The 8,260-nt window shown below is 37.5% G+C and carries 6 protein-coding genes and 1 rRNA gene; 3 read left to right on the top strand and 4 right to left on the bottom strand.

Annotated elements, in window-relative coordinates:
• The first annotated feature begins 113 nt into the window (after nt 1–113).
• The 3 genes from rrf to BLP33_RS26905 all read left to right on the top strand — a co-directional run bounded on the left by rrf (nt 114) and on the right by BLP33_RS26905 (nt 2,196).
• A 5S ribosomal RNA gene (gene rrf, locus BLP33_RS26915) occupies nt 114–225 on the top strand.
• Between the two features lie 207 nt (nt 226–432).
• Nucleotides 433–672: a hypothetical protein gene (locus tag BLP33_RS26910; RefSeq protein WP_090535008.1), complete on the top strand. Its 240-nt coding sequence runs from the start codon at nt 433–435 to the stop codon at nt 670–672.
• A gap of 444 nt (nt 673–1,116) precedes the next feature.
• Entirely contained in the window at nt 1,117–2,196 is a 1,080-nt protein-coding gene (locus tag BLP33_RS26905; RefSeq protein ID WP_175490131.1) for an AAA family ATPase, read from the top strand.
• A 103-nt stretch (nt 2,197–2,299) separates the two neighbouring features.
• On the opposite strand, the gene BLP33_RS26900 is transcribed toward BLP33_RS26905, so the two are convergent.
• The 4 genes from BLP33_RS26900 to BLP33_RS27685 all read right to left on the bottom strand — a co-directional run.
• Nucleotides 2,300–3,406, bottom strand: a complete 1,107-nt coding sequence (locus BLP33_RS26900; protein WP_175490130.1) for a response regulator — start codon at nt 3,404–3,406, stop codon at nt 2,300–2,302.
• 19 nt (nt 3,407–3,425) lie between these two features.
• The gene (locus BLP33_RS26895) at nt 3,426–3,881 is read right to left on the bottom strand and encodes a response regulator (protein WP_090535005.1); all 456 of its coding nucleotides are present in this window, start codon (nt 3,879–3,881) and stop codon (nt 3,426–3,428) included.
• Nucleotides 3,853–7,320, bottom strand: coding sequence for a hypothetical protein (locus BLP33_RS26890; RefSeq protein WP_090535003.1), 3,468 nt, complete (start codon nt 7,318–7,320; stop codon nt 3,853–3,855). The genes BLP33_RS26895 and BLP33_RS26890 overlap by 29 nt, the downstream gene beginning before the upstream one ends.
• A gap of 513 nt (nt 7,321–7,833) precedes the next feature.
• On the bottom strand, nt 7,834–8,260 hold a 427-nt coding region (locus BLP33_RS27685; RefSeq protein WP_217633235.1), incomplete at its 5' end, for a hypothetical protein.

Below are 8,260 nucleotides of genomic sequence, written 5' to 3'. Positions count from 1 at the left end.
TTCCTTCTTTCAATAATATGTCATTTATGAGGCTGAAAGGCCAAAGGATAAAGGCGAAAGGTAAGAAACCTTTAACCTTTTACCTTTAAGCTTTCACCTTAATAAAAAGAAATTCAGGTGCCTATATCGGCGGTGTCTACCTCTTCCCATTCCGAACAGAGAAGTCAAGCCCGCCAGAGCCGATGGTACTGCGGTAAAACGTGGGAGAGTAGGTCGGTGCCACCCTTTATCACCTTCAATGGTGCAACATTGCAAAAGCCTTAGCTAATTACTAAGGCTTTTTTGCGTTGGTAGCCGTTTTGATAAACCTATCATACTCTCCATAGCGCGCTTCAGCGGCAACAAAAAATACAAGTTAACACACATACTTTTTATTGCGGTAATAATAACTTACAATGATTTTTTTATGTTTGCGCTTCCAAAAATAGCCCCATGGAATTTGAAAAATTAGCAGCCCAAATTAAAGCAGAAATAGCAAAACTGGATACCACGCCCGAGCTTGATAAAATCAACAGGGCTTTTGACGAGAAGATCCGCAAGGTGGAGGAAGCCCGCCGCGAGAAGCTGGCTACCGTGCCCGACAATGCCGTAGAACGCAAAAAACTCATCGCCGCCCTCGAAGCCCTTGGCGAAAAGTATGTTGAACCTGCTAAGAAGAAGAGCAGGGAATAAGGGACCGGTTTTGTAGAAGAATTTAAAAGGTCTGCCAGGTTTGGCGGGCCTTTTTTGTTTGTTGGGGTGTCTGGCCGTGGGGGGCAATGCTGGTTTCGGAGCATTGGCACTTACCTGTATTGTACTGTTCAATTTTTGAAAGTGTAAACACCTGGTGTTTTATTGTAAAATTGAACGACTGATAATCAGTGTTTTATAAATTGATAAATTTGTTCAAAATCGCGATTTGAACAATTTGTATTTGATAATCAGCGTGTTATGTAAATTGGTTTTTGAACGTTGAACACCCGGTTTTTAAAAATTGAACACTGACAAAATGCTGTCACCATTGGGGGGCTTTTTAGAGGGTAAATTTGAGTGCCTTTCATGATTGCCGGCAGGTTGGCGGCAAATAACGATGGATGTTTCGGGCTTTTGAGCGGCCGGACAGGGGCGCGACAAATTATGGACCATACTGCAGAAAAACCCCTGGTTATTCAAATGATTCAAAATGAGGTGCGGGAAGCAGCGGCTAAACTTGGGCGCAAGGGGGAGGTTATGATCTCCGACCCGGATGCTGTGGTTGAGCTGTTTGATATTTACCCGGCCAATGAGTGGATGGCCATGGAAACTGAACACGAAACGCCCCAAATGCTGTTTGGCAACTTCTGGCTGGAGGGCGAGCTGTGCATCCTGTTTGCTGATACCAATATGGGCAAAAGCCTGCTGGCTGTGCAGCTGGCCGACAGCATTACCCGGGGCCAACCCATTGCTCCCTTTACGCTTGGTGCCGAAGCCTCGCCGGTGTTGTATATTGATTTTGAACTTAGCGGCAAGCAGTTTGAACAACGCTATACCGACGGCCAAAACCGTTATCATTTTGCCACCGAGTTTTACCGCGGCGAATACAACCAGTTTAACCGTGCAAGCTCGCATTATCAAAAGTTGGACAGGTATGTGATTGAAGCTTTAACGCGGGGCATTAAGCGTACCGACGCCCGGGTGCTCATCATTGATAATATTACCTGCCTGCGCAACGGAACGGAGAGCGCCGGGGCTGCCCTGTTGCTGATGAAGGAACTGAAAAAGCTTAAAACCCGCCATGGGGTAAGTATCCTGGTATTGGCCCATACGCCTAAGCGTAACCCGCGGCTGCCGCTGAGCCGCAATGATTTGCAGGGCAGTAAAATGCTCATCAATTTTTGCGACAGTGCTTTTGCCATGGGCGAAAGCCACTCGATGCCCGGCCAGCGCTATTTAAAGCAGATTAAGCAGCGCAGCACCGCCGAAACTTATGGGGCCGACAATATATGCCTTGCCCAACTGGAACGGCACAACGGCTTTTTAAAGTTTGTTTTTACGGGCCATGATTGCGAGAAAAACCACCTGCGCGACACCTCCAGGCAAGAACGCGAACGCATGCACCGGGAGGCTAAAAAGTTAAGCGATGAAGGTTTAAGCCAGAGGCAGGTGGCGGAGCGGCTTGGCCTGAGCGTGGGAAGTGTGAACAGGATGCTTAGGCCTCCTCTAAATCTTCCCCTGTAGGGGAGACTTTGAAGTCACTCTTGTCATAGAAGCCATAAGTACGCCACGTTTTTGTCAGAGTTGAACACTCGCGGCAGATGGATGTCAAGGGTTTTCGTTTGCATTAATTGCCTTTCCTTGAGTTTAACAGATAGTTTTCGCAGTCGTTTATCAATTCCTTGAAGCAGTGAAGAGCGGTAGCTTTTTCTTGATTATCTAATTTGCAAATTAAGTCGACGAATGCTCCTTTATACTCGTTTTTGAAGGAGTTTAAATATAACATCTCATCGTTATTAAAACCTAATGATGAAATATATTCTTTTAACGAGGTTTCCATTTTATTCCATTTCTTAGGATCGGTGAGAAATCTATCAATATTTATATTGGCAGTAAGCCAATTGTTTTTATTGGCTATTTTCCAATACTCTATGGGAAACATTTCTTCAAGACAAACCTGTAGATCGATGCCCTTTTGCTTATACGAAATTATATGTCTTGCATACTTAGTCGATAATTTAAATATCTTAAAAGTATTGCTTTCGGCTGATTCTATTTTTATAACACGGTTTATCTCATCTTGAGCTATTTTTCCGGAACCATCATTGTCAAGTAGAGCTATGGCTTTTAGATATGAGTTTTCCTGTTTTTTGTCTTTATGTAGCGCGTGCGCCCACGCAATAGTTTGTCGCGCAACCCAATTTGCGCCTGCTCCTGTATCGGATTTTAGAGTTATTTGATCAAGCAGTTGAGGTTTATAGATGTTAATGGCTTCAAGAAATATCCTTTCATCTGTTTTTCCCTCGAAAAATATTGTAGGTTTCAATAACTCAAGGTTAGAATCATTGTAGTTTTTCGATTTTAAGATGTGCTTTATTAAATTCGTTATGGTTTGCTTCCATGCGTCTTGATCTGCCGTATAGTGTAGCGTAATCCATATATCACTTATATTTTGACTTTCTTCTATATATTGTGTTAAGCTTATAATATAGTTGGGTGAGTTAATATTTTGTTTCCTATTGATTTCATTCAATAAGTTTTTGCCAATCTCTATTCGAGCAATCTCTCCCTGTCTCACAGGAAGGTTTAAATCTAGGATCAGTAAATCGTATTTTGTTTGGATTAAACTACTTTGAGCTGATATAAAGTCTACCACTACTTGTACTTTAATTTTTTCAGATACTAATCGGATTGTTTTAATTACATTAGCAATTTTGTCATTGCTATCGTCCACTAGTAGTACATTAAGCATCCTAAACTTCTTCGATTATTCTTTTTAGATCTTCTTGCCATTTGTTTTCCCTTGCATTATAAAATACTGATCCTAAATATAGTCCAGCAAATTGCTCCGCTAAAGATTGATCGATTTGTGACAAGGTTATCGAGATGTCACTTTCGCCGAAATCATCAAACATTGTTATCAGTATAGTTTTAATTGGTCTCTTTTTTCTAACTATCTCTTTCAACACTTTATAGCCCCCGAACTTTTCATAATGTCCTCCTGATTCAAATGGGGTTTTATCAAAAGTTGGTATACTCATGTCTAATAATAGTAAGTCATAGTCATTCGTCAGTATTTCTTTGACCCCACTTTGATAAGACTCTTTAACTGTAAAATCAGGAAATTTCAATTTAGTTGTAACGTATATTCTTATATCGTCAATCTTCTTTGAATCGTCCTCAATGAGTATCATTTTTAAGTTCTTCATACTTTGGCACATTTAAGAAGTCAATATATAGATTGATTGTTAGTTCATTTTCTGATATATAATATTCAAATAGATATCTGTTGCAAGACAAATCAAATGCTATGATTCTTCCTATTTTATCAAAACCACTACCTCCTTCTACATCGATATTTTCAAAACTATTATTAGCTAGTTCCCATTTTTCTTTAACTGCTGACAATTTTTGATCTAGGACGGCTGAATTAATTTCTGTTGAGAAGTTATTTTTGAAACTTAGTTTTAAATATTGATCGTCTGTTACAGTACACTCAATTTCTACCTGTTGCTCATTAGGGGATAATTTTGAATGTATAATAATATTATCCAGGAGGATTCTGCATATATAAATCAAATGAACAGTTCCAACCATTGGAAAATCATAGTTTTCTATAATTTGAGGCGTAATTCTGTGGTTTGGATAAATGGTATTTGTTATCTGAACAGCAGTTTGTATCAGCACTTTTAAATCTAATACTAAATCCTTGCTAGTCCCTGACAAATAAAACCATTCGGATATTGTTTCAATTTCTTTTTGAAGCCTAGTGCCACAAAAGCTAATTGACGACATAAGTTCTGGAAATGTGGAGTTTCCTAAAATGCTTTTTATTTCTATACTAAAATCTTGTAAAAGTTTATTGTAATGCTCTTTAATGTTTTTTGTTAAATAAGAGCGAATATTCGTTAAAGTTTTTTCAGTAAATTCTTGCAAATATTCGAAAACGAAACCTATGAAAATATTGTAGTCTTTAATATTTTCGCGTACAATTGAAAATAGAAACGCTAATTCTTTGTTACCGATATTGAAATCAAATAATGCGTAAGGTTTTTTATTATGTTTTTCTGTTTTAATTTGAACCAGCTCTTTTACTATATATTCTGTATATTCATCAATAGATTTTGAGAAAATTTTGATAGCTCCTTGGATTTGATCTTTTTTATCTAGTAAATGATAGGGAATGTTATTATCCCAAAATATATTATCAAGGTAGTTATTATGTTTATCGCGTTGTGAAATGATATTTTGAGATTCAAAGACGCTTCTAATATGATTTAGTAATGTGCCGTGCCTGATTCTTGTGCTTAAATATCCGTCTAAACCGTATTCTTTGCTAAATAGAAATTTGTCTCTGATCTCGATAAAAATTACTTTGAAAGATATAAAAGCCGGATCGTTTGTATAGATAATCTTATTAGTAACAAGTTCATCATAAAGGGTTCGATTAAGATCATCTACTATATTCAATGAAGTATCAATACCAACTAATTCATTGGATTTACTATATTTCTCAACTTCTTTATATCTTGAAAAGGCTTCTTTTATATCAGTTGATTCTATATTCCTAAGTTGTTGTACATTAACAGAGATTCGACCCTTATTAACTTCTCTCATTGCCTTTCTAATATTTAAGGTCTGGCTTAATTGAGCTATTTCATTTATATAGTCATCTTCGTAAAGCTTATCAATAACGATTAAACTATTGAGTATTTTCAATCGTTCATCTTCGATGTCGTCTGTTCCATTGAAATGATACGAGTGATGCATAACTTCAATTGTACAAACTTCTCTTAAAAAGAATATTAATTTTTCATTCGAAATACCTTCATTAGAAATGAGATCTGTTGGCCTCGATAAGCCCATGTTTTCTAAATAGTTGTCATAAGCAACATACTGTTGATAAGGATCATCTGAAGCAATACTGAAAAAAATGGGCACTTCGATTAGCCCGGAGATGTTTTCATCATCAATAGAATCTAGTATATTTAGTAATTTAGCTTTATTTAATCTTTTTGTTATTTGCTTATTAGAAAGGAAATTTGAAACAAATAATTGGCAAGCTTCGACCAGCCGATTTAATTTTAAATAACATCTAAATAAATTGACAATAATTTCTTCTTGAGCTATAACAGATCTTTTATCATCTATTTTTAGGGTCTCGTACAGGGTTTTAGCTGCTAAAAAATCCCTTCTCTTTATTAATGCTCGCCCAACATATAACTCTCGCTTCTTTTGCGGCAATTCAAAATTACTTCTAATAAGCTCGTCGTTTCCCTGTATTATATCGGATATTAAATCTACCGTAAGATTGCCAGGGCCTTGTTCAAAATAATCGGAGGATTTGATTTCGACATCGTTTTGTAAGTAATATAAAAATCTAGGATTTCTAATTTGTGAAAAAAGGATGTAAGATAATGTAAATAGTTTATTTGTTGAATTTGAATTAGTCGCTGCTATTACGAAAGATTGAAATTGTCTAGCCCAAGAAGTTGAACTAAAAATCGTGGAGATTTTATACCCAATATCAATAGCTTGGTCGATATTGTTAGAATTGGTATATATATTATACATTGATTCTAACAATAAGTCTACCAATTCAGAAATTTGCAAATTTTCGAATGGCAAATTTTCTTCAATGATAGATTTTACGTATATGTCGTATATCTCAATTTTATCGGGATGCTCTTTTAGAAGTTTTTTGGCGTTAGAAATACAATATTGATAGTTACCCCTACAATACTCATCAAGTAATGCTAATATTTTTTCATCTGTATTAAATGACTCATGGAAGTCAGCTTTGAAAAAATTACTGAATTGCCTCCATATCAAATCTTCTGGAAAGATGGATTTGAGTCTTTGGGATACAATGGATATTACTCCTTGGTATTCTTGAAATCTAGGGCCAAATAGTTCAACGATTATATTCCTCAACAATAGATATCTGTCGATTATTGAAGAGCCGTTCTCTACACTTATAAAATATGCTAAACTTTCATAGTTGTTAATTGCTGTATAATTTAGTCTAAAGTATAGATATTCGAAGAGCTCCTTATTTATTAAGAATTCATTTATTTGATTGTTGAAAATATTCCTGTATCGTGTAAATGATATTTTGGATTCGGTACGTTTACTTAGGTTTTCAATAAAGAACAGGAGAAATGGGTCGTCTACTTCTCTTGAGAGATCGCTTACGATCTCCCAATTTGCTTTAACTCCAATTTGATATTCTTTGAGAATTAATCTGTTTTCAATCAGCCAAATTGATTTCCCCGTTTTTTTTTCTATGGATTCAAGTATGTTTTCGGCTTTGGCATAATCGCCCAACAGGATATTCAGGTCAAACTCATGTTTAAGGGAAATGAAAGTTTGTATCAATCCTTGGTTTTCTTCAAATAGAATAATCAACCAAGCGATTTCTCCAATTAGGTTAGCAGAATAAGGTAATATTCTATCCTTTCTAATATCTCGAAAAGTAAGTGGCTGAATATTAGCTTTTGTCAATGATTTTATGAAAGGGTGGCTCGATATGTTTTTATAGATTTTTAATATCTTATCTATATCGCCTTCTTGTTTCAAGAATGAAATAAGTGCATACTTATCTGTTTTTGGCTGAAATAAGTATTTTTTATAATCTTCTAACTTCATTAATATTTAAAGAGGAGTACAAGATAAACAATAATCGTAGATATAATTAAGTAATGATCTCTAAAATTATCTGACATATAGTTCGATGAAGCTATATCAATCATAGCAAGTATCTGCAAATGTCGATCTTTAGGAGCAGACGGGCATTATGTTTAATATTACCCCTTTTCGGGCTTTGAGCTCCCCGGCCGCGTTAGGGATTGCAGCGGAAAACCCACAGCCTTGCGCAGGCCTTCGCGCATAGGCCAAGGTGAGGATTTGCAGCGTAAAGCCCGGGCCGCAGGCAACGCCATTATTTTGATTTCGGAAATGGGATTTTCGATTTCGGATTTAAGGCATGGAGAAACGGGTGTTATGCTGAGTGTTTAAATCCGGGGCTTCTGAAGGTGAAATGACAAATCCACCACGTCATTGCTGAGTTACGAAGCAATCCCCAGCAGGCAGATAAAAGACTTTATTCTATAAACTTATATCGTCGCGCTCCTGGCCGCGCGGGGCCAGTTACGTTTTTCGCTATTGTTCATTTTTTAAGGTGCTCAAGAAGGCTCCGCCGTTTGTCTTGCCACAAAAGTAACCAAAAAGGCTTGCAGCAGAGAGGCTTCTTTGCGCACAACCTGGCCCCATAGCCATCGGCACGGCCTTCACCCCGCAAAACGAACAGAACCACGGGCTGCAATTATTTTGCCCCGATTCGCACGCAATGCCTCCGCTTCTGCAAAAACTTGCTATGCCCCTGCAGCCGCACCGCCCAGCATCGTTCTGCTCGTTTTCACCCGAAGCTGATCTGCTGCGAAAAACCACATTTTTTTTCTTGTCATGGGTAGCTCGTCGAAGGGCCTCTGCGCGCGACCCTTCGACAAGCTCAGGCTGACAGGCCTTTGCACTCAGGTTGACAACATTAAAACGGGTGTCATGCTGAGGTTCTCGAAGCATGGTGGGT

It is taken from the genome of Mucilaginibacter sp. NFR10, from assembly GCF_900100445.1.
Lineage (GTDB): Bacteria > Bacteroidota > Bacteroidia > Sphingobacteriales > Sphingobacteriaceae > Mucilaginibacter > Mucilaginibacter rubeus.
The sequence above is the reverse complement of the archived record's forward strand: the minus strand, read 5'-3'. Positions and strand labels throughout refer to the sequence as shown.

What these genes read in the sequence shown, in the direction of transcription:
- BLP33_RS26910 (WP_090535008.1), top strand. Translation starts at nt 433, where the DNA reads ATGGAATTTGAAAAATTAGCAGCCCAAATTAAAGCAGAAATAGCAAAA.
- BLP33_RS26905 (WP_175490131.1), top strand. Translation starts at nt 1,117, where the DNA reads ATGGACCATACTGCAGAAAAACCCCTGGTTATTCAAATGATTCAAAAT.
- BLP33_RS26895 (WP_090535005.1), bottom strand. Translation starts at nt 3,881, where the DNA reads ATGAAGAACTTAAAAATGATACTCATTGAGGACGATTCAAAGAAGATT.
- BLP33_RS26890 (WP_090535003.1), bottom strand. Translation starts at nt 7,320, where the DNA reads ATGAAGTTAGAAGATTATAAAAAATACTTATTTCAGCCAAAAACAGAT.